Genomic DNA, 24,992 nt, shown 5'->3' with positions numbered 1-24,992 from the left:
CGAAAGATTTTCATTTTTGGAAAGGCTGTCATCGGGCCTTTTGCAATGGCTGTGTGCAAGGTCTCCGCGCCCCCGGCCAATTGCCATTAGAATCGCCGGAGCCCCCATGCCTCGCAGCCTGAAGGAGAAGCCTGCATGAGTCTGACCAGCGTTGCCCTGATCGTGGTCCTGCTGCTCGCCGCCGCCTACACGGTGATCCTCTATAACGCCCTGGTGCGCCTCAAGCACGGGGTTGGCAAGGCCTGGTCGAACATCGAGGTGCTGCTCAAGCAGCGCCATGACGAGCTGCCCAAGCTGGTGGAGACCTGCAAGCAGTACATGCAGCACGAGCGCACTACCCTGGAGCGGGTGATCGCCGCGCGCAACGCGGTGGCCAGCGCCCGCGAGAAGGGCGATATCGGCGCCCTCGGCCAGGCCGAGAGCGGCCTGCGCGCCGGCCTCGGCCAGCTCTTCGCGTTGGCGGAGAATTACCCGCAGCTCAAGGCCAACGAAAGCTTCCAGTTCCTCCAGCAGCGCATCAGTGGCCTGGAGAACGGCATCGCCGACCGCCGCGAGTTGTACAACGAGGCGGTGAACCTGAACAACGTGCGCATCGAGCAGTTCCCCGACGTGATCATCGCTGGGCTGTTCGGCTTCAAGGCTGCCGAGTTGCTGGAGTTCAGCGAGGCCGAGAAGGCCGACGTCGACCTCAAGAGCCTGTTCGGCTGAGATGGCGGTGGACGTAGCCGGGCTGGCCATCAGCCTGGGGTTCAGCCTCGGCGCCTTCGCCGGCGGCGGCTGGTGGTGCCTGCGCCGCCTGGCCCAGGCGCGGCTGCTGCTGGATACCCCGACCTCGAAGATCCGTTCCGCCGCCCAGGGCTACGTGGAGCTGTACGGCATGCTGCACGCCCAGGGCGACGGCCAGCTCAACGCGCCGCTGACGGGCAAGCCCTGCCTCTGGTGGCGCTACCGAATCGAGGAGTACAGCGAGAGTGGCAAGAGCAAGAGTTGGCGCGTGGTGGACAGCGGGGTCAGCGATGCCTGGCTGCGCCTGGCCGATGCCACCGGCGAATGCCTGATCGACCCGCGTGGCGCCGAAGTGCGCCCGGCTACCCGCGAAGTCTGGAAGGGCAGCTCGCGCCACCCGCGTGGCCTGGCCACTTCCGGCCTGGGCTCATGGATTGGCGGCGGCGAATACCGCTACACCGAGGAGCGCCTGCAGGCCGGCGAGCCGCTCTATGCCATTGGCGATTTCCATACCAGCGGTGGCGGTCGCCAGGGGTTGGACATCACGGCGGCCCAGGGCGCCGTGATCCGCGAATGGAAGGGTGATTTCTCCGGCCTGCTGACGCGCTTCGACGGCAATGGCGATGGTCAGCTGGACGAGGTCGAGTGGGGGCGTGTACGGCTGGCCGCGCGGCTGGAAGCCGAAGACCGCCATCGTCGCAGCAGCGCGGCGCCCGCGATGAACCAGATGCGTCGGCCGGCCGAATCCCAACCCTTTCTGTTGTCCAGCCATGGCGAGGATGTGCTGGCCCGGCAGTTCCGCTGGCAGGCCCTGTTCGGCGCCGTGCTCTGCGTGGGCGGGGCGGTGGCGACCGTTTACCTGCTGCGGGTGACCGGCCTTTTGTAGGGTGAATCACGCTTTACCGATCCGCCATCGGCGTTCGGCACCTGGGCTGGTGGATAGAAAGAGCGCTATCCACCCTACGGGGCCGCTGCGCGGCCCTTCGCGAATGAATTCGCTCCTACAGGAAAGCGGTTTCAGAGCGTCGCCGGATTCGAGGCCGCGTTGCTCAGGCGGCGGGCCTGCTTGAGGTGGAGGGTGAGTTCGCGGGCGGACAGGGGCTTGCTGTAGAGGTAGCCCTGACCCTCATTGCAGCCCTGGGCGATGATGTAGGCCTCCTGCTCGGCGGTCTCCACGCCTTCGGCGATCACCTGCATGCCCAGGTTGCGCGCCAGCTGGATGATGGCGCGGACGATGGTGGCGTCGTCCTCGTCTTCCAGCACGTCCTGCACGAAGCTCTTGTCGATCTTGATCTTGTCCAGCGGCAGGCTCTTCAGGTAGCTCAGGGAGGAGTAGCCCGTCCCGAAATCGTCGATCGCGATCAGCGCGCCGGAGCGGCGCAGGCTCAGCAGGTGCTGGGCGGCGGTGGAGATGTCCTCCATCAGGCCGGTTTCGGTGACTTCCATCTCCAGGCTGCGCTGGGGCAGGCGATAGACCTGCAGCAGGTTGTTCACCACCCGCGGCAGCTCGGCGTGGTGCAGCTGAACGGTGGAGAGGTTGATGGCCATGCGCAGTTCGGAGAATCCCTGGTCGTGCCATTCGCGCAGCTGGCGGCAGGCCTGGTCGAGGACCCATTCGCCGATGGGGATGATGGAGCCGTTCTGCTCGGCCAGGGGGATGAACAGGTCCGGCGGCACGAAACCGTGTTGCGGGTGCTGCCAGCGCAGCAGGGCCTCGACGCCGACGATGCGGTGGTCGCGGTAATCCACCTGGGGCTGGTAGACCAGGTGCATCTCGCCGCGGTTGAGGGCTTCGCGCAGGTCCTTTTCCAGTTCGCGGCGGCGGCGCATCTCGCTGTCGACGCTGGCGATGTAGAACTGGTAGCGATTGCGCGAGCGGCTCTTGGCCAGGGTCATGGTCTGCTCGGCCTTCTGCAGCAGCTTCTCGGTGCTGTCGCCATCCTCGGGGAAGAGGGTGATGCCGATGGTGGCGCGCAGGCGCACTTCCTGTTGTTCGAGGGAGAAGGGCACTTCCAGGTCGTCGAGCACGTTCTGGGCCAGTTCGGCGGCCTCGTAGGGCTGCTCGATGTCGGCCTGAACCAGGGCGAACTGGTCGCCGCCCAGGCGCGCCAGGGCACCGAGGCGGCCGCTGTGGCTGCGCAGGCGGTCGGCCAGGGCGATCAGCAGCTGGTCGCCAGTCTGGTAGCTGAACTGTTCGTTGACGCCCTTGAAGTCGTCCAGGCCGACGCAGAGCACGGCCACGCGGCGCTGCAGGCGGCCGGCGTCCTCGAGGATATGGTCGAGCTGCTGCTGCAACTGCTGGCGATTGGGCAGCCCGGTGAGGAAATCGTACTGGGCCATGCGCAGCAGGCTGTTCTCGGCTTCGCGGCGCAGGTGGGTATTGCGTTCGATGGAGGCCAGCAAGTCGTTGGCGGTATTTATCCACAGGCCCAGCTCGTTCCGTTCGTTGCCCTTGAGCATGGGCAGCTTGTGTTCGCTGGGGCGGTCGGGGTTGATGCTGGTCAGGTGTTCGATGATTTTCGACAGCGGCTTGGTCAGCAGCCAGTGGTAGACCAGGTAGAGCACCAGGCCCATGGCCAGGGCACGCAGCACGCCGGAAATGAAGATGATCACCGAGCTGGTGACGAAGTCCTCGCCGTAGGGCGCGGTGTCGAGGGTGATGCTGAGGTCGCCGTAGTACTCGCTGTAGGGGCTGCGGCCGATCAGTTGGGTGGTGAAGGTCTGTTCCTTGCCGAGAATGGGGTCGGTCAGCCAGCGTGTGGAGAGCTGCATGAGCGGCCTGTCCTTCTCCGCCAGCATGGGCTCGTTGGGATGACCGATGGAGGCGTGGCGTACCGATTCGTGCTGGAACAGGCCCTCGATCACCTGCATGCCCATCTCGCGGTCCAGGCTGTAGACGGCCTGGGTAGAGGGGTCGCGGAACATGCCAAGAATCCGATTGGCATCGCTGTAGACCGCCTGTCGCGTCTTGTAGATGTCGAACACGATCTGCGCACAGCTGAGCACCACACCAACCACGAGTGCGGACAGCAGCACCACGCGTAGCAGCTTCAGCGACAGGCTGTGCTTGAGATCCAGCTTCAAATGAAGATTCCTTGTTCGATGCCGCCAGGCGTCAGACGGATGTGAGTATTGGCAAACAGGACTTGGCCGTCAAAGGGCCAGCATGTGAATGCCACTATTCATTCAGTGACGTCGTAGCCACTTTCCGCCGCTTTCAACTCCACCCTTGATTCATGTCGGCGCGAACCCCGCCGAGCTGGAGGACCCATCTGCAGATATTTCCCTTCTACAGCTGGGCGACTAACGACACGCAAAAATGAAGAAACCCGGCGATTGGCCGGGTTTCCTTTAGCGCTGGAACGGGTCTCAGGCAGCGTAGTTCTGAGCTACGAAGTCCCAGTTGACCAGGTTCCAGAAGGCCTCTACGTACTTCGGACGCAGGTTGCGGTAGTCGATGTAGTAGGCGTGTTCCCAGACGTCGCAGGTCAGCAGCGGGGTGTCACCGCTGGTCAGCGGGCAGCCGGCGCCGATGGTGCTGGCCAGGGCCAGGGAGCCGTCAGCCTTCTTCACCAGCCAGGCCCAGCCGGAGCCGAAGGTGCCGATGGCGGTCTTGGTGAACTCTTCCTTGAACTTGTCGAAGGAACCGAAGGCGGCGTTGATGGCATCAGCCAGGGCGCCGGTGGGCTGGCCACCGCCGTTGGGCTTCAGGCCGTTCCAGTAGAAGGTGTGGTTCCAGATCTGGGCTGCGTTGTTGAAGATGCCGCCGGAGGAGGTCTTGATGATCTCTTCCAGGGTCTTGCCTTCGAATTCGGTGCCCGGAACCAGGTTGTTCAGGTTGACCACGTAGGCGTTGTGGTGCTTGCCGTGGTGGTATTCCAGGGTTTCGGCGGACAGGTGCGGCTCGAGGGCGTTCTTCTCATAAGGCAGCGGCGGCAATTCGAAAGCCATGTCTATCTCCTTCATCAGGTCGGGATTTTTGCGCCAGGCGCGGGGCCGTTCACGGTCGGCCGAATATGCGGCTGCGAGTTCGTACTCTTTTTTGCCGCGAAGCTCGGATCATAGCACCGGGCAAGGGGCTTAACCACGCAGCAACTGTGTGGTCATGCCGTTGCCAGGGCCTCTGGCACGCCTATCCCATCTTGACCCGGCCGCTTCAGAGTCCGTTCAACAATTGCGCGGCCATGCCGAACATCATCAGCGCCACGGCCAGGTCCAGCAGGCGCCAGGTGGCGGGGCGCGCCAGCCAGGGCGCGAGCCACGCCGCGCCCAGGGCGAGGGCGAAGAACCACACCAGCGAGGCGCTGGCGGCACCCAGGGCGTAGGCGCCGGGAACGCTCTGCTGGGCGCCGAGGGAGCCGATCAGCAGCACGGTGTCGAGGTAGACGTGGGGGTTGAGCAGCGTGACCGCCAGGGCTGCCATCAGCACGGTGCGGCGTGAGCGCGGCCCGGCTTCGTTGGCCTGGTTCAGCGCATTTGGACTCAGGGCCCGGCGCAGCGCCTGGACGCCGTACCAGGTCAGGAACGCCACGCCGCCCCAGCGGGCCACGGCCAGCAGCAGCGGGTTCTGGGCCAGCAGGGTGGCCAGGCCGAAGACCCCCGCGCTCACCAGCAGGGCGTCGCACAGCACGCAGAGCGCGGCGACCGGAAGGTGGTGTTCGCGACGCAGGCTCTGGGCGAGGACGAACGCATTCTGCGCGCCAATGGCAATGATCAGGCCGGCGGCCATCAGCAGGCCGTTCAGGTAGCTCTGCCACATGCTGATTACTCCGACTGAGCGTTGGCCGCCAGGGCCCGCAGGGTGGACAGTGCGCGCTCGGCGTCCCGGCTGGCGACGAACAGGTGGTCGTGGAAGTAGCCGGCCACCACATTGCAGCTGATTCCGGCCTGGGCAAGGGCACCGGCAAAGGTCGCGGTCAGGCCCACGGCGCTGAGGGAGGAGTGCACTTCCAGGGTGATCCAGGCGGCGGTGTAGTCGTAGGCCAGGCCCTGGCGGTCGGCCGCGTCGCGCTCGAGGATCACCGTCAGCCCCTCGCGTTCGCGGAAGCTGCCCAGCGGCGTGCAGCCTTCGAGGTGTTCGGCGTCGTCCAGGGTGCAGAACACGTACTGGCCGGGGTTGAGTCGTGGCGACAGGTTGCGGATAAGGGTGGTGAGAGCGGTTTCGCCGGCCATGGTGATTCCTTTTTATGGAACGGGTTTGGATGTGGCGAGTCTGGGGTCGAAGGTTGTATAAGGAAAACAAATCCTGCTGATAAGTCATTAGAAAAACTGATTTGTTCGACTACAAGTTGCTGTCCGCCCTGGCGGCGGTGGTGGAGCAGGGTGGCTTCGAGCGCGCCGCCCAGTTGCTGGGCTTGTCCCAGTCGGCAGTCTCGCAGCGGATCAAGCTGCTGGAGGCCCGAGTCGGCCAGCCGGTGCTGGTACGTGCCACGCCCCCGGCGCCCACCGAAGTGGGAACCCGCCTGCTCAACCACGTGCAGCAGGTGCGCCTGCTGGAGCGCGACCTGCAACGCCAGGTGCCGGCCCTGGAGGAGGGTGCGATGCCGGAACGGCTGCGCATCGCGCTCAATGCCGACAGCCTGGCCACCTGGTGGGCGGCGGCAGTAGGGAGTTTCTGCGCCGAGCAGCAGGTGCTGATGGAGTTGGTGGTGGAAGACCAGGAAGTGGGTCTGAAACGCATGCGTGCCGGCGAGGTTGCGGCCTGCGTCTGCGCCGCCGAGCGCCCCGTGGCCGGTGCCCGCAGCCTGCCGCTGGGGGCCATGCGCTACCGCGCCCTGGCCAGCCCGGACTTCCTCCATCGGCATTTCCCCAATGGGGTGACGCCGGAGGCCCTGCCTCGCGCGCCGGCCATCGTGTTCGGCCCGGACGACACGCTTCAGCACCGGTACCTGGCTGCACTCGGCGTCGAAGGCGGCTTCGTTCACCACCTTTGTCCGTCATCCGAAGGTTTCGTGCGCCTGACCGAAGGTGGCCTGGGCTGGGGGCTGGTGCCGGAACTACAAGTGGGCACCCTGCTGGCGCGGGGTGAACTCCAGGAGCTGATCCCCGACCGTCCCATCGACGTACCGCTCTACTGGCACCACTGGCGTCATGGTGGCGAACTGCTCGGCCTGCTCACCGACCATCTGGCCCGCGCTGCCGCGCGCTGGCTCGTGCCATTGAGGGCATAGCGCGGGCCAGGCTTCAGCGGTGCCGCCGTTCCATACGGCAGGACGTTATCGGCAGCGCGAGCCGAGTGCCGGGGAACGTTGTGCATCCCCGGTGTTCAGAGTCGCAGGATTGGCTTGCGACGCCACCTGCGTTGCGCTGAAGGGCTGCTAGAGTCGCGAGCACGACGACGAATTCCGGGGGTGATGGATGAAGATTCTGGTGACGGGGGCGAGTGGCTTCATCGGTGGGCGTTTCGCCCGTTTCGCCCTCGAGCAGGGGCTGGCGGTGCGGGTGAACGGTCGCCGTCCCGAGGGGGTGGAGCATCTGGTGAAACGCGGTGCCGAGTTCGTCCAGGGCGATCTGTCCGATCCCGGCCTGGCGCTTCGCCTCTGCCACGATGTCGAGGCGGTGGTGCACTGCGCTGGCGCGGTGGGCGTCTGGGGCAAGTACGAGTACTTCCACCAGGCCAACGTCCAGGTCACCGAGAATCTCGTTGAGGCCTGTCTGAAGCAGCGGGTCCGGCGTCTCCTGCACCTGTCGTCGCCGTCCATCTACTTCGACGGCAAGCCCCATGTGGGCATCCGCGAAGACCAGGTGCCCAAGCGTTTCTCCGATCATTACGGCGCCACCAAGTACCTGGCCGAGCAGAAGGTCTTCGCCGCCGAGGAGTTCGGCCTGGAGGTCCTCGTCTATCGCCCGCGTTTCGTCACCGGTGCCGGCGACACCAGCATCTTTCCGCGGCTGATCGCCATGCAGCGCAAGGGGCGCCTGAAGATCATCGGCAATGGCCTGAACAAGGTCGACTTCACCAGCGTGCAGAATCTCAATGACGCCCTGTTCAGTGGCCTGCTGGCCGCAGGCCCGGCGCTGGGCCAGGCCTACAACATCAGCAACGGCCAGCCGGTGCCGCTCTGGGACGTGGTCAACTACGTCTTGCGCAAGCTCGGCGAGCCCCAGGTGACCCGCCATGTGCCCTACGGGCTGGCCTACACCGCCGCGCTGCTCAACGAGTCGGTCTGCCGGCTGCTGCCGGGCCGACCGGAACCGTCGCTCTACCGCCTGGCCGTGGCGGTGATGGCCAAGGATTTCTCGCTGGATATCAGCCGCGCGCGACAATCCCTCGACTACGACCCCAAGGTGAACATCTGGTCGGCGCTGGACGAGTTCTGTGCCTGGTGGGGCGCGCAGCAGCCCTGAAGACTTCAGCCGCGCAGCGGGCCGGCGTACTGGGTGTACTTGCGCACCAGTTCCTCTTCGCTGAGCGCCGGCGGCATGAGACGCACCCCGGTGAGGCTGCTGAGGCGTTCGCCGAGCTCGCGGGTGGCGTCGTGCTGGGATTCGGCGCAGGCGCTGAGCATGGACAGGATGGCATCGGGCTGGCTGAGGCGGATATCCACAGCCTGTTCTTCACGAAGCTGGCGCCGCAGCGTCTGCATGCAGTCCAGCACGGCCTTGGTCAGTTCCATTCCTTCTTCCCCCACGGTCGAAGAGTGCTCCGCTTCCCTTCGTCCCGAGGGGGCTCGGAGCCTGCTGGAGCCATCCGCTCCACCTTGCGCTTCCCTGGCATGCCCCGTCCGGGGCTGGCAACTGGCTAGCAAGCCCCGTACCAGGCCGGAGGTCCCGGAACTGCTGGGCTGTGCGGTGGTCAATCGAGGACCACTGCTCCTGTGCAGTGCATCGCGCACCAACTGGGCGCGACGCTGAAGACCGTGGTGCGAACCGGTATACTTCCGGGCATCCGCGGTTCTGCTTTCTCTCCAAAGGTTCCCCCATGCGCAACGACGCCCTCGACGAAGTGGATGATGTCCCCAGCCTGACCACCGATGACCGTGATCGCGACGAGTTCGGTCATCACCCGGCCGCTGCCGAGTCCCTGCATCGCCAAAACAGCTACACCGCCACCGCCCCCACGGCCAAGGCCTCCGGCACCGGCCCGCTCTGGGCCCTGGTAGTGGCCTTGGTGGTCGCCCTCGGCGGCCTGGGCTTTTGGAGCTTCCAGCAGATCAGCCTGATGGAGCAGCAACTGGTCGCTACCCAGGAAAGCTTCGCCCGCATCAGCGAAGAGGCCGCCGGCCGCATCCAGGACATTTCCGGCAAGGTGGTCGCCACCGAATCCAACGTCACCAGCGGCAGCGAGTCCCTGAAGCTGCAGATCAAGCAGCTGCAGGCGCGGGTGGCCGAGCTGGGCAAGCAGCAGCAGAACACCAGTGCCCAGGTGGGCAGCCAGGGCAAGCGGGTCGACCAGCTCGCCGCCGACGTCAAGTCCGCCCAGGGTGCCGCCAGCCAGGTGGGCGCCCAGTTGAGCGGCAAGCTGGACAGCCTCGCTGCCGAGCAGAACAAGCTGAAGGCCTCCCAGGGTGATATCGCCGAGTTCGACAGTCGCCTGAAGGGCCTGGGCAGCGATATCGAAGCCCTGAAACGGCAGGGCAACCCGAACCAGGCCATCAAGAGCCTGGAGCAGGACATGCTGGTGCTGCGTAGCGAACTGGACAACCGTCCGGCACCGTCCCAGGGCGCCAGCACCGCCGAGTTCGATGCCTTCCGTGCACAGATGACCCGCAACATCAGCGCCCTGCAGAGCCAGGTGCAGAACCTGCAGCAGCAGCTGAATATGCGCTGAGGCACTGTCGCCCAATGAAAAGCCCCCAGGCTGTAGCGGCCTGGGGGCTTTTTGTTTTCCACACGCGCGTGCTCGGGCTGGGCTCCGATGGTGGATCGGTGAAGCGTGATCCACCCTTGTGGCGGTGGAGGTGCGAGTAGGGGGATAGATTTGTAGGATGGGTGGAGCTTGCGATACCCATCAGCTCTGTCTGCATGGGTATCGCTCCGCTCCACCCATCCTACGACTTCCGGGAAAACGAGTAGGGTGGATAGTGCTTTTCTATCCACCAGCGCGCTTCGGGGCGGGCTCAGAAGCTGTAGATGTAGCTCAGGTAGAAGCGCTCCGCATTGTGGGTGATGATCCCCGCCGGGCCCCGGGAGGTGGCGAAACGGTGGATGCCATCCGGCTGGCCCTTGGTGTGGAATTCGTTGTGCAGCCAGATCAGACTCAGGCCTTTCAATGCGCCGGTGAAGTTGTATTGCAGCAGGCTCTGGAATTCCCGGCGGGAGAAACCGTCATATCCGGCGGCGTGATCGGAAAAGGCGTAATGGACATCCAGTCGCAATTGCGGAAGTCCGATGGCGGAGAAGTTGCTGCCGCCCAACAGCTTGAACATCTCTTCATCTTCCAGTCCGAAGAAGTAGAACAACTTGGCGCTGCTGTTCCAGGCACCGTGATCCTTGCTGAAGAACAGCCGGTCGAAGTCGTCGCCGCGGACTTTGTTATAGGTCATGCCTGCGTAATAGTCGGCTGTCCTGTATTTGGCTGAAAGATCTACATAACGCGCATCGTGGGAAGACTCGGCTTCATAAAGTCCAGGTACTCCTTCCTGTTCGAAGAGTTTGCCGGCGTCCTGCTGCATGCCGTGGGTAGCGTAGAGCTCGATGGAGCGGCCGGCACCCAGGTCGATGACCTGCTCCAGCTTGACGGAGGCGGCGCGCAGGTACTGCTCGGACTCGGCGTATTCGGCCAGCAGGCGAGTGTTCGAGGGCAGTTGGTAACCCAGGGCGAAGAGCTGCAACTTGTCGATGGCTTGGCCACGGAAGTTGGTCAGGTCGTCGCTCCAGCCATTCTCGTTGCGCGGGCTGAAGCCGTCGATATGGCTGTAACGCATGTTCAGGCCGTCGACGCGGTAATCCAGGTCGAGGCCCAGGGTGGCTGCAGGCAGGATACGGCTGGTGTCGTCGTAGTACTGGGCGTAGCGGCGGATCTTCTTGCCGCCGCCCAGCACCAGTTCGCCGGCGTCTCCCTGCAGCCGCCCGCGCAGGTAGGCTTCGATGGGCTTGGCCAGGCCGTGGGGCGACTGCACCGAACCGTCCGGCTCAAGGTTGCTGATGCTGGTGGCGTGGTCGCCGACGTACAGGTCGTCGGCCAGTCCGTAGCTGTAGTCCAGGCCCAGCACGTCGCGGAACCAGCCGGAGTTGAAACTGAACTGGGCGCCCTGGACCCATTCGTCACGGGTGGGGCCCACGCCGTCGCCATTGTTTTCCTTCCAGTAGAACTGGCTGTAACGCAATGACGTGATGCTGTTATCGATGAAGCCGTCGGCGTTTGTACTTCCGACCAATAAGCATCCGGCAATTCCGGCCAGATAGTTGCAGCGAACTTTGCGCATCTCATCACCTTTATTCTTGTGTTCTGACGACGGGGCCGATGTGCGGGCCGGGGTCTATTGTCTAAACACGGAAATAAAGGGCAATTGAATTGGGTTCCACGCTATGGAATCGTCGCTCGATATCAATAAAAAAATGGTGCGCGAAGTTGTTTCCGCAAGTTATTGAGGGAACTTCGCGTATCTACAGGACGTTCGGTCAGCCGAGGCTGAGCTGCAACTGGCTGACGGTTGCGGCCAGGCTACCCAGGTGGCGTTGCTGCACGCTTGCCACGCTGTAGGTGTCCCGTGGCCAGTGCAGGGCGATGCTGCCCACCAGGCGGTCCTGGCTGCGTACCGGCAGCGCCACGGCGCGGATCAGGAAGGGCAGGCGCACGGCGTATTCCCAGGTGCCCTCGGTGCGTTCGCCGAAGCCCTGGGTATGGGCCTGCTTGTGAATGCGCAGCAGCTCGTCGCCGCTGAGTCGGTGGCGCAGGGCCAGGCGCTGCACTTCTGCACTGTCCAGTTCGCCCAGGCAGGCCTTGCCCATGGCCGAGTGAAACAGGCTGGCCTGCAACCCGATCACCAGGCGGTTGGCCGGGTAGCGCTTGCGCAGCACTTCGGGAATCGCGCTTTCCATCACATGCAGGTCGTCGCCATCGAAGAACGACAGGTCCGTCACCAGGCCGGTACGTTCGCTGAGCTCCTGCATCAGCGGCGCGGCCTGTTCCACCAGGTGGCGGCTGAAGCGCTGGCGCGGGTCGCCGAACAGTCTCCGGGAGCAGAGGCGGTAGCGCCGGTCGCACAGGCCACGGTAGAGCCAGCCCTGCTCCAGCAGCGTATGCAGCAGGCGCGAGACAGTCGCCTTGGGCAGGCCGGTGAGGTAATGCAGCTCCTCCAGCCCCAGTTCCCGGTGTTCGCCGAGCAGCTCGACGATCGCCAGTGCGCGCTCCACCGACCGTACCGTGCCGCCCTCGTCTCTGCCGTGCATGTTCGTTCCCTGTCGTGCCCCTTGTGGGCTCACCGCGAAGACGCTGCAAGATACAGGCCCATGCGTGGTGGCGGGTGGCTTCACGCGTCTAGGGAGCATCTTGCAGCAGCGGCGGCGGGCAATTGCGTACCCACTGGGTGAGTTGTTCATGGGCATGGGCCAGTTGCAGCACCGCCAGGTCGGCCTGGGCCGGACCCATGATCTGCAGGCCCATGGGCAGCCCGGCCGGGCTGAAGCCCACCGGCACGCTCATGGCCGGGATGCCGGCCAGAGTGGCGCCGATCACCACTTCCATCCAGCGGTGGTAGGTGTCCATGTCCCGTCCGGCTATGGCCTTGGGCCAGTGCAGGGTTGCATCGAAAGGAAACACCTGCGCACTGGGCAGCAGCAGGAAGTCGTAACGCTCGAACAGCTTATCCACGGCGCGGTACCAGTCGCTGCGGTCCAGGGAGGCCTGGTAGACGTCCGCCGCGCTGAGGCGCAGGCCGTTTTCCACTTCCCAGACCGCTTCGGGCTTGAGCAGGGCGCGGCGGGCCGGATCGGCGTGGGCCTGGGCCAGGTTGCCGGCCACCAGCCAGGCGCGGTGCGCCAGCCAGCAGCGCCAGAGGCGCTGCGGGTCATAGTCCGGCAGGCAGTTTTCCACTTGGCAGCCGAGGTCGCGGAAGTCCGCCAGGGCGCTTTCACACAGGCTCAACAGGCCGGGCTCCATCGGCAGGTGGCCGCCAAGGTCACCGAGCCAGCCGATGCGTGCTCCGGCGAAATCGCGTTGCAGCGGGCCGATCAGGTCGGCCGTGCTGGACAGTGCCAACGGCGTGGCGCGATGGGGGCCGGCCTGGGTGCGCAGCAGGGCCGCCACATCGGCCACGCTGCGGCCCATGGGGCCTTCGGTCGCCAGTTGCTGGGCGAACAGCTCGGGTGTGGGGCCGAAGGGCACGCGCCCCTGGGAGGGGCGCAGGCCATAGACGTTATTGAAGGCCGCCGGGTTGCGCAGCGAGCCCATCATGTCGCTGCCGTCGGCCACCGGCAGCAGGCGCAGGGCCAGGGCCGTCGCCGCACCACCGCTGCTGCCGCCGGCGCAGAGCGTCGGGTCATAGGCGTTGCCGGTGGTGCCGAACACGCTGTTATAGCTCTGCGAGCCGAGGCCGAACTCCGGCACGTTGGTCTTGCCGACGAAGATCGCCCCCGCGGCGCGCACCCGCGATACGGCGATGGCGTCATGCTGCGCTACCTGCCCGGCGAACAGCGGCGAGCCCATGCTGGTGGGCAGACCGGAGCAGGCGGCGAGGTCCTTCACCGCCTGGGGCATGCCGTGCATCCAACCCAGCCATTGGCCGTTGGCCAACAGGTGGTCGCGCTCGTCGGCCTCGGCCAGCAGTTCCGTCGCCGGGCGCATCGCGACCAGGGCGTTGACCTTCGGGTTGTAGTGCTCGATCTGCTCCAGGTAGGCCTGCATCACCTCGCGGCAGGACAGTTGGCGGGTGCGGATGGCCTCCGACAGGGGCAAGGCGTCCAACCCTACGATTTCCTGTTGCAGCGAGGCAGGGACGTTCTGGGGAATCTCGAAACGGGTCATTCACAGGCTCCGGGCAGAGGTAACGATGGGGTTGCGGCGCTGGCGGCGCTCCAGCGCGGCGGGGGCGCCCTCGCGCAGGAAGCAGGTGGCGGCAAGGCCGATCAGCGAGGCGAAGAGCACGTACCAGGCCGGCGCCACTGGCGTGCCACCCACCTGGGTCAGCCAGGTGACGATGAAGGGCGCAAAGCCGCCGAACAGCATCACCGCGACGTTGTAAGCCAGGGCCAGGCCGGTGGAGCGCACGCGGGCGGGGAACTGCTCGGCCACGGCGGTGGGCGCGGGGCCGTAGGAAATGCCGATCATGGTGCACAGCAGCACTTGCATGACCAGCAGGCGCTCGATGCCGGGGGACTGGGCCACCCAGGCGAACAGCGGATACACCAGCAGGAAGAAACCCAGGGTGCCGCCGAGCAGTACCGGTCGCCGGCCGATGCGGTCGGACAGGGCACCGGCCAGCGGGATGATCAGGGTCATCAGCGCCACCGCCAGCATCTGCACCATGAACACCTGGTCCAGCGGCAGGCCGAGTTGCTTGTGGGCGAAGGTGGGCATGTTCACCAGCACCACGTAGAAGGCCACGGTACCGCTGATGGTCGTGCCCATGGTCACCAGCACCGCGCGGCGATGTTCGCGCAGCACCTGCAGCAGGCCGAAGGATTCGCCCTGGTGCGCGTCGCGGGCGTCGAGGAAGGCCTCGGTCTCCTCCATGTGGCGGCGCATCCACAGCCCCACCGGGCCGATCAGCAGGCCGAGAATGAAGGGCAGGCGCCAGCCCCAGCTGTCCAGCGCCTCGGGGGAAAGGGTGTGGGTCACCAGGGCGCCCATGCCGGCGCCGGCGAACACCGCCAGGCACTGGCCGAACAACTGCCAGGCGCCGTAGAGACCACGGCGGTTGGCCGGCGCGCTTTCCACCAGGAAGGCCGTGGCGCTGGCGTATTCGCCGCCGGTTGCGAAGCCCTGGAGCATGCGCGCGACCACGATCAGCACCGGTGCGCCGATGCCGATGGCAGCATGGTCGGGGGCGAAGGCGATCAGCGCGATGGACAGGGTCATCAGCAGGATGATCAGCTGCATGGCCGCCTTGCGACCCTTGCGGTCGGCGTAGAGCCCGAGCAGCACGCCACCCACCGGGCGCATGAAGAAGCCGACGCCGAAGGTGGCCAGGGCCATCAGCAGCGAGGCGTATTCGCTGTCGGTGGGGAAGAAGAGACGGGCGATGATGCTCGACAGGAAGCCGTAGACGATGAAGTCGTACCACTCGAGGGCGTTGCCGATGACGGCGGCGGTCACCTGACGGGCGCGCGAGGGTCCGCTCTGGGAAGCGTGCATGGGGAATTCTCCGGAAACGTTGAGGTCAGGCGGCAGTGGTTCGAGCCTGGAAATCGGCCGGCGTCGCCTGCAACCAGGCCTCCGTCAGCGCGGCCCAGTACGCGGCGCCGCGTACCAGGATGTCGTCGTTGAAGTCGTATCCGGGGTTGTGGACCATCGGCCGGTCGGCGCCGGAGCCGTTGCCGATGAACAGGTAGCTGCCGGGGCAACGCTGGAGCATCCAGGCGAAGTCCTCGCTGCCCATCACGGTGGGGGCGTCCAGCACCTGTCCGGCGCCGGCCAGTTCTTCGCCCACCTGGCGGGCGAAGGCGGTTTCCGCGTCGCTGTTGACCAGCACCGGGTAGGCCGGGCGGTGCTCGATGCTGGCGCGGCAGCCATAGCTTTCGGCCTGGCTGTGGATAATCGCCTGCACCCGTTGCAGCACCTGCTCGCGCACCCCGGCGTCGAGGGCGCGCAGGCTGAGGCGCAGCAGGGCGCTCTGGGGGATCACGTTGGCCGCTTCGCCGGCCTGCAGGGCCCCGACTGTGACCACCGCCGCCTGCTGCGGGTCGACATTGCGCCCGACCACGGTCTGCAGCGCCATCACGGCGCTGGAAGCGGCCACCAGTGGATCGACCGACAGGTGGGGCATGGAGCCGTGGCCGCCGACGCCTTCGATCACCACTTCCAGCAGATCCTGGGAAGCCATGAGCGATCCTGCGCGGAAGCACAGGTGGCCGGCTTCCAGGCCGGGCATGTTGTGCATGCCGAACAGCGCTTCGCACGGGAAACGTTCCAGCAGGCCATCGGCGAGCATCGCCTCGGCGCCGCCCTGGCCTTCCTCGGCGGGTTGGAAGATCAGGTTGAGGGTGCCCTGGAATTTGCGGGTGGCCGCCAGGTAGCGTGCCGCACCCAGCAGCATGGCGGTGTGGCCGTCGTGGCCGCAGGCATGCATGCGCCCGGCGTGGCAGCTGCTGTAGGCGAGCCCCGTGGCTTCGATGATGGGCAGTGCGTCCATGTCGGCGCGCAGGCCCAGGGTGCGGCTGGCATTGCCGTTGCGCAGCACGCCGACCACGCCGGTCTGGCCGATGCCGGTGTGAACCTCGTAACCCCATTCGCTCAGCAGGCGGGCCACCAGGGCGGCGGTGCGCTGTTCTTCGAAGCCGAGTTCGGGGTGGGCGTGGATGTCCTGGCGCAGCGCCTTTAGATCGGCGGTGATGTCGTCGAGCCAGGCCTGGATGTGTGCGTAACGGGCCATTGTTGTTGTTCTCCTCGTTGGGTCGGCTGCCGCTTGCGCGGCTGGGCATCAGCTAACCGCGCGGGCGAAAGGAGGACAATCGAAGGTGGTTCCGCAGGGTGGAACAGTGCGCCCTCACCCCCGGCCCCTCTCCCTGAAGTGGAGAGGGGTGACTCGCGCTTGATCGAACGATTCAACCCTGATGCATCCTCATGGCCTGAAAAATTGTGAAGAAGGTGGGGCGGCGACTCCGCCCCTTCAGGAGGCCGAGCGGAATCGCTGTGGAGGGGGATGAGCGGCATGGATGCCGCGACAGGCGCGCAGGGCCATGGATGGCCCTTCGCGCCGTGCCCCCGGAGCAGCGATGGAGTGAGGGGAGTCCGGCGAAGCCGGACCCGGATGCAGGGGCAAGCCTTTGGTTTCTTTTGGGTGGTGCGGCATTCCGACGACTGCCAAAAGAGACTCGCCGGGAGGCGAAACAAAGAGCTGAAGCCCGCTCGGTAATGAGCTGAAAAACGAGTCGGGTGCTGTGTTTCAAAGTGTACCGTCCGCCTCCGACATCAACCGACAGCCCTGGTGCGGACTCACCCACGCAGCCGTGCTGCTGCGGCCCAGGCCGCCGGCGGTCACGCGCTTGTGTTCGGCGTCGTCGACAAAGCCGCTGGTGGGCACGTACTGCTTCACATAGCCCTGGCAGTAGTCGGCATCGTTGCCCATTACATAGCGGCAGGAGCAGTACTCCTTGGCGGTGTAGGCGCTGATGATGCCGGGGAAGGCGGCCAGGTGGGCGCGGTTCTGCCAGGCCAGGGCGGTGAGCAGGAACAGGGCCAGCGCCAGCAAGCTGAGGACGGGACGGCGGGCGATCACGGCTGCACCTCCGGGGCGAATGCGGCCAGGGCCAGCTTGAGGAAGTCGTTGTGCCGGTAGCTGCCGTCGCGGTCATCGGCGTAACGCACGATCACCAGCTTCTGGCTGGGCAGCACGTAGAGCGCCTGGCCCCAGTGGCCGAGGGCGGCGAAGGTGTCGTCCGGCGCGTCTGGCCAGGGTTTGGGGGCTCCTTCCAGTGGCGTGTTAAGCCACCAGTGGCCGCCGGGCACCGCTTCGCCGGGGGGATCCGGGGCCGGCTGGTACTTGGCGAAAGGCGTGCGGTTGAAGGCCACCCAGTCCGCCGGCAGCAATTGGCGTTCGCCCCAGCGGCCGCCGCGTTGCATCAGCAGGCCGACGCGGGCCAGGTCGCGGGCGGTCAGGTAGCTGTAGGAGGAGCCGACATAGGTGCCGGCGGCATCGGTTTCCCACACCGCCGAGCGGATGCCCAGGGGCTCGAACAGCGCGGTCCAGGGATAGTCGACGTAGGCCCGCTCGCCGACCATGCCGCGTAGTGCAGCGGAGAGCAGGTTGCTGTCGCCACTGGAGTAGCGGAAGCGCTGGCCCGGCACCGCGTCCAGCGGATGCCCGGCGGCGAAGGCAGCCATGTCGGCGCGGCCACGGGTATAGAGCATGGCCACCACCGAGGATTTCAGCGGCGCGTACTCGTAGTCCTCCTGCCAGGCCAGGCCCGAGGCCCAGTGCAACAGGTGGGCGAGCTGGACGTCGGGGTGACCGGCGAAGGCCGGGTAGTAGCGCGCCACCGCGTCATCGAGCTTGAAGCGGCCCTCGCCGTAGGCGACGCCGAGGACAGAGGCCAACAGGCTCTTGCTCACCGACCAGGTGAGGTGCGGTGTCTCGGCACGGGTGGGGCCGGCATAGTGTTCGTAGATGAGTTCGCCGTCGCGGATCACCACCACCGCGTCGGTGCGCACGCCCTTGCGGCTGGCATCGTCGCGCTGGGCAAAGGCGTAGGTCTCGAAGGCCCGCACCGCGGCGCCGCCGGGAGCCGGACCCCGCTGCCAGTCGGCGGCGGGCCAGGTTTCGGCCTGGGCCAGGCCCGCCAGCAGACCAAGGGCGAGCGCCAGCGGACGAAGGAAGGGGATGGGCATCGGAGCGCCTCTCCTGGTTATCGGAGGGCGCAACCTAGCACGGGGTTCATGACCGTAAGTAGCGCCGGCTGATGGGGCTATTCGGCGGGGTTGGCCGGTTCAGCGCGGCAGTCGGTAGTCGTCCGGGCCCATCAGGTCAATGCCGCATTCCAGGCTCTCGATCCAGTAGAGGAAGGCGCTGATCATTTCCTTGCCGACGAAGGGCCGGCCGTGTTGCGGGACGATCATCGCCACATCCATGCGGCGCACCATCTCCGCCCACAGCCGGCAGATCTTGTTGCTGGCCATGTAGCGCCGGTGGAAACCTTCCATGTTCGGCACGTGGTTGACGAAGTCGCGCACGGGCGTGGCGTCATCCACCAGCGAGGCGCCCATGTCGCCCGAGAAGAGGATGCGGCTGACCGGGTCGTAGAGCTGGAAGTTGCCCACCGAATGGAGGAAGTGTGCTGGCACCGCCTTCAGCTGACAGCGGCCGAGGGGGATGGAATCGCCGCGGTCGGGCAGGGCGATGATGCGGTCGTAGGTGGAAATGCCGTGGCTGATGGCCAGGTAGTTGGCCGTGAGGTGCGGCAGGAAACGCGCCCAGAGCTTGGAGCAGATCACCCGTGCGCGGGTGTGCAGCAGCCACTTGTCCAGGGAGGCGATGATGTCCGGGTCCTGGTGGGAGGCGAAGATGTAGGTCAGGTCCTGCACTGGCATGTGCTTGGACAGTTCCAGCGACAGCGGGGTGTAGGTCAGGTCGCCGCCCGGGTCCAGCAGCAGGTACTGCTCGTGGTCGGTGATCAGGAACTGGTTGGACTGCACGCCGTCGCCGCTGACCAGATCGTCGAACATCAGGCATTGGTGGGTGCCGTTGTCGAACAGCACGATGGGGTCGCGACGCATGGAAACCTCGAATGAAATTGCGGCGCGCATTTGTAGGACATTTCTGAAGGGCGAGTGCTGACCTGGATCAAGGGGACCGGCGCCGCCCGACCCATCCTACGGGGCCGACGTCGCCGCAGGATGGGTGGAGCGGAGCGATACCCATCGATCGGTTTTCGCCCTGGAGGGCGAGGGTGCATCAGTTGTCAGAGGCCCAAGGCGGCCAGCGCCTTCTCCAACCGCTTCGCCCGCGGCCCGCTGGCGATCTCCAGCACACCCTGGTCGCGCTGCCAGAGGCTGGCCCATTCCGCCGGGCCGCCGGCGACGGCGGCGTCCAGCTCCGGCTTGAGGGCCTTGAACTCGGTGAAGAGCGCCGCCAGCAGCAGGTGCATCGCCGGGGCGGTGGCACACTGGCGGGAAACCTCCGCAGCGCCGGCGAGCAGCCCCAGGAGGCGCAGTTGCAGCGCCTGGGGCCAGGCGCAATCGCAGCCTACGCCGTACAGCCAGGCGCAGAGGGCGGCGAGGACGTGCAGGTCCTCGATGCTGCGGAAAGGCTTCACGTAGGCGTCCCAACCATCCCCGGCCAGGCGCTCGCAATGGGCGCCTTCCAGATGCAGGCGGGCGTGGGGCACGTCGGGCATCAGCGGCAGCGGCTTGAGGGTCTCGATGCGCACGCCCGGATCGCCGTTGCGCACCACGGTCAGAGCCAGGCGCGGCGACTGCCCTGCGGGCTCCTCGCGGGCCGCCACCAGCAGCCAGTCGGCGGCATTGCCGGCGGTGACGAAATCCTTGCGGCCCTGGAGGCTGAGTCTGTCGACGCGGGTCTGCATGTCCGCCGGCCGTACCGAGCGGTTCTCGGTAACGCACAGCGCGCCGAGGCTCAGCGGTGCCGACGGCCAGAGCAGGCGCAGGGCGCCCTGGTAACCGGCGAGAAAGGCCAGCCCCGGAGTGGGTGCCAGCCTGCCGCCGAGTACGGCCAGTTCGAATGGCGTCACTTCGCCCAGGCGTTCCAGCAGGGCGTTGAACCAGTCGTCCAGGGCCTGGCCGGAGGGCAGACGGGCGGAGGCTTCGAACAGGCGTTGCCAGGGCATCGGGGATTCCTCAGGGGGCTGTCATACAAGGATCATCGGAGCGTCACGGAGGTGACACCGGGTCTACCTAGCCTGAGCTTGCACAACAAGATCGTCCGGCTGCAACCGGGATCGAGCCGGCCTACGGAGGCTTATTCATGACCCAGATCGCCATGACCCGCGACAGTGTCGCAACCAACGGGAAAAGCCCTCGCCGCCTGCAGGCCGAGCGCCTGGACGGCATTGCCGCGCTGCGCGAGGCGCAGGCCCTGCGCTTCCGCGTATTCAGCGCCGAGTTCGACGCCAAGCTGCAGGGTGCCGAGTTCGGTCTCGACATGGATGACTACGATCCGCACTGCCAGCACATCGGTGTGCGCGACCTGGACAGCGGCGAGCTGGTGGCCACCACCCGACTGCTCGACCACCACGCCGCCCGCGACCTGGGCCGCTTCTACAGCGAAGAGGAGTTCCGCCTCCACGGCCTCGGCGAACTGCAGGGCCCGGTGCTGGAAATCGGCCGCACCTGCGTCGCCCCGGCCTACCGCAATGGCGCCACCATCGCCGTGCTCTGGGGCGAACTGGCCGAAGTGCTCAATCAGGGCGGCTATCGCTACCTGATGGGCTGCGCCAGCATCCCCATGCAGGACGGCGGCATCCAGGTCCAGGCCATCATGCAGCGCCTGCGTGATCGCTACCTGTGCACCGAACACCTGCGTGCCGAACCGAAGAATCCGCTGCCGGTGCTGGAAGTGCCGGGCAACGTGATCGCCGAGATGCCACCGCTGCTCAAGGCCTACATGCGCCTGGGCGCGAAGATCTGCGGCGAACCCTGCTGGGACCCGGACTTCCAGGTCGCCGACGTCTTCATCCTGCTCAAGCGCGACGAGCTCTGCCCGCGCTATGCCCGCCACTTCAAGGCGGCGGTCTGAGCATGCTGAAGTCCCTGCGCTTCTACGCCCGTGTCGTCCGCCTGCTGGCGGTGATCGGCCTGGGCATTGCCCTGGCGGTCTGGGTCGGTGCGCTGGAGCGACTGGGTCGCAGTGAGCTGATGGCCACCCGGCAGCGCCTGACCTGCTGGTTTCTCGCCCGCCTCGCCGGTGCCTTGCCGTTCCGCGTCCGGGTCAGCGGCGTTGTGCCGGAGCAGCCGATGCTCTGGGTCAGCAACCATGTGTCCTGGACCGATATCCCGTTGCTCGGCGCCCTGGCCCCGCTGTCCTTCCTTTCCAAGGCCGAAGTGCGTGCCTGGCCCGTGGCCGGCTGGTTGGCGCACAAGGCTGGCACGCTGTTCATTCGCCGAGGGTCCGGGGATAGCGGTCTGGTGGGGCAGCAACTGGCCCGCCACCTGGGGGATGGGCGCAACCTGCTGATCTTCCCGGAAGGCACCACCACCGATGGCAGCCTGCTGAAGACTTTCCACAGCCGCCTGCTGACCAGCGCGGTGGAAACCGGAGTGCCGGTGCAGCCAGTGGCCATCCGCTACCTGCGTGATGGTGGGCGTGACGAGATCGCCCCCTTCATCGGTGAGGACGACCTGCTTTCGCATCTGGTGCGCCTGTTGCGCAGCGATCGGGCGGAGGTGCAGATCCAGTTGCTCGAGCCCATCGCCAGCCAGGGGCTGAGCCGTACGGCCCTGAGCCAGCAGGCCAAGAGCGCCGTGCAACAGGCGCTCTTCGGTGAGGAAGAAGAAGCGCTGGCAGCCTGACCTGGCCCCAGCGCTCCGGATCACTCCTTGTCGTTCTCCGGCCATTGGATCGGCGGCACCGCCAGGATGTCGCAGTCCAGTTCGCGCATCGCGGCGTCCGCCACGCTACCCATCAGCACCCGCTTCATGCCCGTGAGCCCGCGCGTGCCCATCACCAGCAGATCGACGGGTTCGCGTTTGAGCACCTGGCGCAGGGCCGTTATCGGCTGGCCTTCCTCGATCAGGCGCTGGTCGATGAAGGTTCCCAGTTCTTCCTTCAGCAGGAACTCATCCAGGGCGGCGGTGGCGCGACGGCGTTCGGCGGCGGCGTAGTCGCCGGGAATCGCCCCGGCTCCGGCACCGGCTGCCAGCAGCATGGCACCGCCCAGCGGATCGAAGGCATGCAGCACGCGGGCGCCCGGCGCTGGCAGCAGGCCCAGTTCATGGGCGGCGCGGGCGGCCTGGGCGGAGGCCGCGGAGCAGTCGGTGGCCAGCAAGGGGGCCAGGTAGTCGCCTTCGGCGGCCCGGTTCACCAGCAGGATCGGCACATGGCTGGTGCGCACCAGGCGTTCCAGGGTGGTGCCGACGAATATGTCGCGCAGCGGATTCTTGCGATGGCTGCCAACCACCAGCAGATCGACGTCGGCCCAGCGCGTGCATTCGGCGATGTGCTTGGCCGGATCGCCCACTTCCACCCAGAGTTGCGGTGTACAGCCAGCCAGTTCGCTGTAGAAGTCGAGCTGTTCGTTGAGGTAGCGCCGGACCTGCCCCACTTCCAGCTCGATCCGCAATTGCGGCTGGTCCTCGTCGACCACATGGAGGATGAACCAGGGGCAGTCGAACTGCCGGACCAGGCGAGCGGCACGGCGCAGGGCGCGCTCGGAACGATTGGACAAATCTGTCGCCAGCATCAGAGCTTTCATCAGGCACCTCCAGAATAGGGTTTATGAACCCATTGCACTGCAGGTACCGGAGTCCGCTCTTGATGCAGGTCAAGCGATGGCTTGCTGAGTCCCGACGAATTGCTGGAGTTGTGGATAGAACAGGCGGAAGTCGTCGGACAACGGCTGATAGAGGTCTTCCAGCTCGGTCATGGCGCCGGCCAGCGCCTCGGGCCGCGAGATGCGCCGCGCCATGCCGGCGATGACCAGTTCCAGGGTTTCGAAGTCGCGGTAACTGCCGAGCCAGTCCTGTGCCGCCATGCGCGGGGCGATCAGCGCCAGGCGACCGGGCAACTGCGGCTCGCTGACCAGCACCTGGTAGACATGGCGGGTGAAGGCATCCAGCGGCTCGGCGGCATAGAGCCCCCAGTCGCGGGCCAGGCAATGGTCGAAGAAGACGTCCAGCAGGATGCCGGCGAAGCGCCGTCGCCCGGTGGGGAAGCGCAACTTGGCCTGGGCGATCAGCGGGTGGCTGTCGGTGAAGGCGTCGATGCGCCGGTGCAGGCGGATGGCGGCTTCGATATCCGCCGGCCAGCGTCCGTCCAGCGGCCCCTTGACGAAGTCGCCATAGAGGCTGCCGAGCAGTTGCGCCGGCTGCGAGCCGCCGAGATGGAGGTGGGCGAGGTAGTTCATTGGCTGAGCTTAACCCAGGGGCGTTCCATCATGACGGTCGATGATGACTATCGGCACAAACGATCCTGTATCGTCTTCGATCGATATAAAGTTCGTTCCATCTCGATATACGAATCCGGCCATGAACACATCCATAGACCTCGACGAAATCATCAAGGCGCTGGCGCACCCCGTACGGCGGGAGATGCTGCAGTGGCTCAAGGATCCGGAGAAGTACTTCGTCGAACAGGACCACCCCTTCGAGATCGGCGTCTGCGCCGGCAAGTTCGATCAGCGCTGCGGGCTGTCCCAGTCCACCGTCTCGGCGCATCTGGCGACCTTGCAGCGTGCCGGGCTGGTGACCAGCCGCAAGGTGGGCCAATGGCACTTCTTCAAGCGCAATGAAGCCGTTATCGCTGAATTTCTTCGCCAGATGAGCGACGAGCTGTAACTGCAGCACCTGCCTACAACCCGAAATTTCCAAGGAGCAGGCCCATGCCTACTGCGCTTCTCGTCCTCGCCTTGTCCGCGTTCGCGATAGGCACCACCGAATTCGTCATCATGGGCCTGTTGCCCGAAGTCGCCGCGGACCTGGGGGTATCGATCCCCGGCGCCGGCTGGCTGGTCACCGGCTACGCACTGGGCGTGGCCATCGGCGCGCCGATCATGGCCATGGCCACCGCCCGGCTGCCACGCCGCAAGGCGCTGCTGGTGCTGATGGGGGTGTTCATCGTCGGCAACCTGCTCTGCGCCATCGCCGCCAACTACGGCCTGCTGATGCTGGCGCGGGTGATCACCGCGCTCTGCCACGGCGCTTTCTTCGGCATCGGTTCGGTGGTCGCTGCCAGCCTGGTGCCGGCCAATCGCAAGGCGTCCGCCGTCGCGCTGATGTTCACCGGCCTGACCCTGGCCAACGTCCTCGGCGTGCCCCTGGGGACGGCCCTTGGCCAGGCCGCTGGCTGGCGCTCGACCTTCTGGGCAGTGACCCTGATCGGCATCGCCGCGCTGATCGGCCTCTGGCGTGTGCTGCCGCGCCAGCACGATGAAGAGGCCACCGACATCCGCGCCGAATTCGCCGCCCTGCGTGGCGCCGGCCTGTGGCTGGCGCTGTCCACCACCGTGCTGTTCTCCGCCGCGGTGTTCTGCATCTTCACCTATGTCGCGCCGCTGCTGGGCGAGGTGACCGGCGTCTCGCCCCGTGGCGTGACCTGGAGCCTGCTGCTGATCGGCCTGGGCCTGACCCTGGGCAATGTGATCGGCGGCCGCCTGGCGGACTGGAAGCTGGCGCAGACCCTGATGGGCGTGTTCATCGCCCTGGCCATCGGCTCCAGCGCCCTGACCTGGACCAGCGCCGCGCTGATCCCCACGGAAATCACCCTGTTCCTCTGGGCCACGGCGGCTTTCGCCGCGGTGCCGGCCCTGCAGGTCAACGTGGTGAACTTCGGCAGTGCCGCGCCGAACCTGGTTTCCACCCTGAACATCGGCGCCTTCAACGTGGGCAACGCCCTCGGCGCCTGGGTCGGAGGCCTGGTCATCGGCCAGGGCTTCGGCCTCACCACTGTTCCCCTGGCCGCTGCCGTGCTGGCGATCCTCGCCCTGGTCGCGACCCTGCTCACCTTCAGCAACCGTAATTCCGAGCTGCAAGCAGCGCTCGACTGACCCGAGGAATA

Annotated in this window: 25 protein-coding genes; 9 read left to right on the top strand and 16 right to left on the bottom strand. The window is 66.3% G+C overall.

Annotated features, from left to right (window positions below; all coding sequences use genetic code 11):
* Positions 1-135 precede the first annotated feature (135 nt).
* Together ACFW0H_RS03490 and ACFW0H_RS03485 are read left to right on the top strand one after the other, a co-directional pair.
* Positions 136-708 (top strand): LemA family protein, encoded by a 573-nt coding sequence (locus ACFW0H_RS03490; protein ID WP_422912506.1) that lies wholly within the window; start codon positions 136-138, stop codon positions 706-708.
* A gap of 1 nt (position 709) precedes the next feature.
* A complete protein-coding gene (locus ACFW0H_RS03485) occupies positions 710-1,612 on the top strand; it encodes a GIDE domain-containing protein (protein WP_422912505.1) in 903 nt (300 codons plus the stop codon).
* 131 nt (positions 1,613-1,743) lie between these two features.
* Here the strand turns inward: ACFW0H_RS03485 and ACFW0H_RS03480 are convergent, their stop codons facing one another.
* The 4 genes from ACFW0H_RS03480 to ACFW0H_RS03465 all read right to left on the bottom strand — a co-directional run bounded on the left by ACFW0H_RS03480 (position 1,744) and on the right by ACFW0H_RS03465 (position 5,898).
* A complete protein-coding gene (locus ACFW0H_RS03480; RefSeq protein WP_422912504.1) occupies positions 1,744-3,810 on the bottom strand; it encodes a putative bifunctional diguanylate cyclase/phosphodiesterase in 2,067 nt (688 codons plus the stop codon).
* A gap of 285 nt (positions 3,811-4,095) precedes the next feature.
* Complete coding sequence (locus ACFW0H_RS03475; protein WP_422912503.1) at positions 4,096-4,677, bottom strand: superoxide dismutase; 582 nt, start codon at positions 4,675-4,677, stop codon at positions 4,096-4,098.
* A 205-nt stretch (positions 4,678-4,882) separates the two neighbouring features.
* Positions 4,883-5,485, bottom strand: coding sequence for a LysE/ArgO family amino acid transporter (locus ACFW0H_RS03470; protein ID WP_422912502.1), 603 nt, complete (start codon positions 5,483-5,485; stop codon positions 4,883-4,885).
* 5 nt (positions 5,486-5,490) lie between these two features.
* Positions 5,491-5,898 (bottom strand): ACT domain-containing protein, encoded by a 408-nt coding sequence (locus ACFW0H_RS03465; RefSeq protein ID WP_422912501.1) that lies wholly within the window; start codon positions 5,896-5,898, stop codon positions 5,491-5,493.
* Between the two features lie 101 nt (positions 5,899-5,999).
* On the opposite strand from ACFW0H_RS03465, the gene ACFW0H_RS03460 reads away from it, so the two are divergent.
* Positions 6,000-6,896: a LysR family transcriptional regulator ArgP gene (locus ACFW0H_RS03460; protein WP_422912500.1), complete on the top strand. Its 897-nt coding sequence runs from the start codon at positions 6,000-6,002 to the stop codon at positions 6,894-6,896.
* Between the two features lie 187 nt (positions 6,897-7,083).
* The gene (locus ACFW0H_RS03455; RefSeq protein ID WP_422912499.1) at positions 7,084-8,073 is read left to right on the top strand and encodes an NAD-dependent epimerase/dehydratase family protein; all 990 of its coding nucleotides are present in this window, start codon (positions 7,084-7,086) and stop codon (positions 8,071-8,073) included.
* 5 nt (positions 8,074-8,078) lie between these two features.
* On the opposite strand, the gene ACFW0H_RS03450 is transcribed toward ACFW0H_RS03455, so the two are convergent.
* A complete protein-coding gene (locus ACFW0H_RS03450) occupies positions 8,079-8,342 on the bottom strand; it encodes a hypothetical protein (RefSeq protein ID WP_422912498.1) in 264 nt (87 codons plus the stop codon).
* 305 nt (positions 8,343-8,647) lie between these two features.
* Here ACFW0H_RS03450 and ACFW0H_RS03445 point away from each other — a divergent pair, with 305 nt between their 5' ends.
* The gene (locus ACFW0H_RS03445) at positions 8,648-9,496 is read left to right on the top strand and encodes an ATPase (RefSeq protein WP_422912497.1); all 849 of its coding nucleotides are present in this window, start codon (positions 8,648-8,650) and stop codon (positions 9,494-9,496) included.
* Positions 9,497-9,785: 289 nt separating this feature from the next.
* On the opposite strand, the gene ACFW0H_RS03440 is transcribed toward ACFW0H_RS03445, so the two are convergent.
* The 9 genes from ACFW0H_RS03440 to ACFW0H_RS03400 all read right to left on the bottom strand — a co-directional run bounded on the left by ACFW0H_RS03440 (position 9,786) and on the right by ACFW0H_RS03400 (position 20,109).
* Positions 9,786-11,093 (bottom strand): OprD family outer membrane porin, encoded by a 1,308-nt coding sequence (locus ACFW0H_RS03440; RefSeq protein WP_422912496.1) that lies wholly within the window; start codon positions 11,091-11,093, stop codon positions 9,786-9,788.
* A gap of 196 nt (positions 11,094-11,289) precedes the next feature.
* On the bottom strand, positions 11,290-12,060 hold the full coding sequence (locus tag ACFW0H_RS03435) for an IclR family transcriptional regulator (protein WP_422912495.1): 771 nt from the start codon (positions 12,058-12,060) through the stop codon (positions 11,290-11,292).
* Between the two features lie 88 nt (positions 12,061-12,148).
* A complete protein-coding gene (locus tag ACFW0H_RS03430; protein ID WP_422912494.1) occupies positions 12,149-13,633 on the bottom strand; it encodes an amidase in 1,485 nt (494 codons plus the stop codon).
* Positions 13,634-14,962, bottom strand: coding sequence for a citrate-proton symporter (locus ACFW0H_RS03425; RefSeq protein ID WP_422912493.1), 1,329 nt, complete (start codon positions 14,960-14,962; stop codon positions 13,634-13,636).
* Positions 14,963-14,987: 25 nt separating this feature from the next.
* Positions 14,988-16,199, bottom strand: a complete 1,212-nt coding sequence (locus ACFW0H_RS03420; protein ID WP_422912492.1) for a M20 aminoacylase family protein — start codon at positions 16,197-16,199, stop codon at positions 14,988-14,990.
* A gap of 513 nt (positions 16,200-16,712) precedes the next feature.
* The gene (locus tag ACFW0H_RS03415) at positions 16,713-17,045 is read right to left on the bottom strand and encodes an amidase (RefSeq protein ID WP_422912491.1); all 333 of its coding nucleotides are present in this window, start codon (positions 17,043-17,045) and stop codon (positions 16,713-16,715) included.
* Positions 17,042-18,154: a serine hydrolase domain-containing protein gene (locus tag ACFW0H_RS03410; RefSeq protein ID WP_422912490.1), complete on the bottom strand. Its 1,113-nt coding sequence runs from the start codon at positions 18,152-18,154 to the stop codon at positions 17,042-17,044. Before ACFW0H_RS03410 ends, ACFW0H_RS03415 begins: the two co-directional genes overlap by 4 nt.
* A 99-nt stretch (positions 18,155-18,253) precedes the next feature.
* A complete protein-coding gene (locus ACFW0H_RS03405) occupies positions 18,254-19,039 on the bottom strand; it encodes an oxygen-binding di-iron domain-containing protein (protein WP_422912489.1) in 786 nt (261 codons plus the stop codon).
* A gap of 185 nt (positions 19,040-19,224) precedes the next feature.
* A complete protein-coding gene (locus tag ACFW0H_RS03400) occupies positions 19,225-20,109 on the bottom strand; it encodes an acyl-CoA dehydrogenase family protein (protein ID WP_422912488.1) in 885 nt (294 codons plus the stop codon).
* Positions 20,110-20,246: 137 nt separating this feature from the next.
* Between ACFW0H_RS03400 and olsB the strand changes: the two genes are divergently transcribed.
* Positions 20,247-21,017, top strand: a complete 771-nt coding sequence (gene olsB / locus ACFW0H_RS03395) for an L-ornithine N(alpha)-acyltransferase (RefSeq protein ID WP_422912487.1) — start codon at positions 20,247-20,249, stop codon at positions 21,015-21,017.
* 2 nt (positions 21,018-21,019) lie between these two features.
* Positions 21,020-21,790: a lysophospholipid acyltransferase family protein gene (locus ACFW0H_RS03390; RefSeq protein WP_422912486.1), complete on the top strand. Its 771-nt coding sequence runs from the start codon at positions 21,020-21,022 to the stop codon at positions 21,788-21,790.
* 20 nt (positions 21,791-21,810) lie between these two features.
* Here ACFW0H_RS03390 and ACFW0H_RS03385 read toward each other — a convergent pair whose 3' ends face one another.
* Together ACFW0H_RS03385 and ACFW0H_RS03380 are read right to left on the bottom strand one after the other, a co-directional pair.
* Positions 21,811-22,692: a universal stress protein gene (locus ACFW0H_RS03385; protein WP_422912485.1), complete on the bottom strand. Its 882-nt coding sequence runs from the start codon at positions 22,690-22,692 to the stop codon at positions 21,811-21,813.
* Between the two features lie 69 nt (positions 22,693-22,761).
* Positions 22,762-23,343: an acyl carrier protein phosphodiesterase gene (locus ACFW0H_RS03380; protein ID WP_422912484.1), complete on the bottom strand. Its 582-nt coding sequence runs from the start codon at positions 23,341-23,343 to the stop codon at positions 22,762-22,764.
* A 121-nt stretch (positions 23,344-23,464) separates the two neighbouring features.
* Here ACFW0H_RS03380 and ACFW0H_RS03375 point away from each other — a divergent pair, with 121 nt between their 5' ends.
* Complete coding sequence (locus tag ACFW0H_RS03375; RefSeq protein ID WP_422912483.1) at positions 23,465-23,773, top strand: ArsR/SmtB family transcription factor; 309 nt, start codon at positions 23,465-23,467, stop codon at positions 23,771-23,773.
* 44 nt (positions 23,774-23,817) lie between these two features.
* Positions 23,818-24,981 (top strand): MFS transporter, encoded by a 1,164-nt coding sequence (locus ACFW0H_RS03370; RefSeq protein WP_422912482.1) that lies wholly within the window; start codon positions 23,818-23,820, stop codon positions 24,979-24,981.
* Positions 24,982-24,992: the final 11 nt, after the last annotated feature.

The sequence above is a fragment of the Metapseudomonas cellulosilytica genome (assembly GCF_049334135.1).
Classification (GTDB): domain Bacteria; phylum Pseudomonadota; class Gammaproteobacteria; order Pseudomonadales; family Pseudomonadaceae; genus Metapseudomonas.
This window is presented reverse-complemented; position numbering and strand designations above follow the sequence as displayed.

What these genes read in the sequence shown, in the direction of transcription:
- ACFW0H_RS03490 (WP_422912506.1), top strand. Translation starts at nt 136, where the DNA reads ATGAGTCTGACCAGCGTTGCCCTGATCGTGGTCCTGCTGCTCGCCGCC.
- ACFW0H_RS03485 (WP_422912505.1), top strand. Translation starts at nt 710, where the DNA reads ATGGCGGTGGACGTAGCCGGGCTGGCCATCAGCCTGGGGTTCAGCCTC.
- ACFW0H_RS03475 (WP_422912503.1), bottom strand. Translation starts at nt 4,677, where the DNA reads ATGGCTTTCGAATTGCCGCCGCTGCCTTATGAGAAGAACGCCCTCGAG.
- ACFW0H_RS03470 (WP_422912502.1), bottom strand. Translation starts at nt 5,485, where the DNA reads ATGTGGCAGAGCTACCTGAACGGCCTGCTGATGGCCGCCGGCCTGATC.
- ACFW0H_RS03465 (WP_422912501.1), bottom strand. Translation starts at nt 5,898, where the DNA reads ATGGCCGGCGAAACCGCTCTCACCACCCTTATCCGCAACCTGTCGCCA.
- ACFW0H_RS03455 (WP_422912499.1), top strand. Translation starts at nt 7,084, where the DNA reads ATGAAGATTCTGGTGACGGGGGCGAGTGGCTTCATCGGTGGGCGTTTC.
- ACFW0H_RS03450 (WP_422912498.1), bottom strand. Translation starts at nt 8,342, where the DNA reads ATGGAACTGACCAAGGCCGTGCTGGACTGCATGCAGACGCTGCGGCGC.
- ACFW0H_RS03445 (WP_422912497.1), top strand. Translation starts at nt 8,648, where the DNA reads ATGCGCAACGACGCCCTCGACGAAGTGGATGATGTCCCCAGCCTGACC.
- ACFW0H_RS03440 (WP_422912496.1), bottom strand. Translation starts at nt 11,093, where the DNA reads ATGCGCAAAGTTCGCTGCAACTATCTGGCCGGAATTGCCGGATGCTTA.
- ACFW0H_RS03435 (WP_422912495.1), bottom strand. Translation starts at nt 12,060, where the DNA reads ATGCACGGCAGAGACGAGGGCGGCACGGTACGGTCGGTGGAGCGCGCA.
- ACFW0H_RS03430 (WP_422912494.1), bottom strand. Translation starts at nt 13,633, where the DNA reads ATGACCCGTTTCGAGATTCCCCAGAACGTCCCTGCCTCGCTGCAACAG.
- ACFW0H_RS03425 (WP_422912493.1), bottom strand. Translation starts at nt 14,962, where the DNA reads ATGCACGCTTCCCAGAGCGGACCCTCGCGCGCCCGTCAGGTGACCGCC.
- ACFW0H_RS03420 (WP_422912492.1), bottom strand. Translation starts at nt 16,199, where the DNA reads ATGGCCCGTTACGCACACATCCAGGCCTGGCTCGACGACATCACCGCC.
- ACFW0H_RS03410 (WP_422912490.1), bottom strand. Translation starts at nt 18,154, where the DNA reads ATGCCCATCCCCTTCCTTCGTCCGCTGGCGCTCGCCCTTGGTCTGCTG.
- ACFW0H_RS03405 (WP_422912489.1), bottom strand. Translation starts at nt 19,039, where the DNA reads ATGCGTCGCGACCCCATCGTGCTGTTCGACAACGGCACCCACCAATGC.
- ACFW0H_RS03400 (WP_422912488.1), bottom strand. Translation starts at nt 20,109, where the DNA reads ATGCCCTGGCAACGCCTGTTCGAAGCCTCCGCCCGTCTGCCCTCCGGC.
- olsB (WP_422912487.1), top strand. Translation starts at nt 20,247, where the DNA reads ATGACCCAGATCGCCATGACCCGCGACAGTGTCGCAACCAACGGGAAA.
- ACFW0H_RS03390 (WP_422912486.1), top strand. Translation starts at nt 21,020, where the DNA reads ATGCTGAAGTCCCTGCGCTTCTACGCCCGTGTCGTCCGCCTGCTGGCG.
- ACFW0H_RS03385 (WP_422912485.1), bottom strand. Translation starts at nt 22,692, where the DNA reads ATGAAAGCTCTGATGCTGGCGACAGATTTGTCCAATCGTTCCGAGCGC.
- ACFW0H_RS03380 (WP_422912484.1), bottom strand. Translation starts at nt 23,343, where the DNA reads ATGAACTACCTCGCCCACCTCCATCTCGGCGGCTCGCAGCCGGCGCAA.
- ACFW0H_RS03375 (WP_422912483.1), top strand. Translation starts at nt 23,465, where the DNA reads ATGAACACATCCATAGACCTCGACGAAATCATCAAGGCGCTGGCGCAC.
- ACFW0H_RS03370 (WP_422912482.1), top strand. Translation starts at nt 23,818, where the DNA reads ATGCCTACTGCGCTTCTCGTCCTCGCCTTGTCCGCGTTCGCGATAGGC.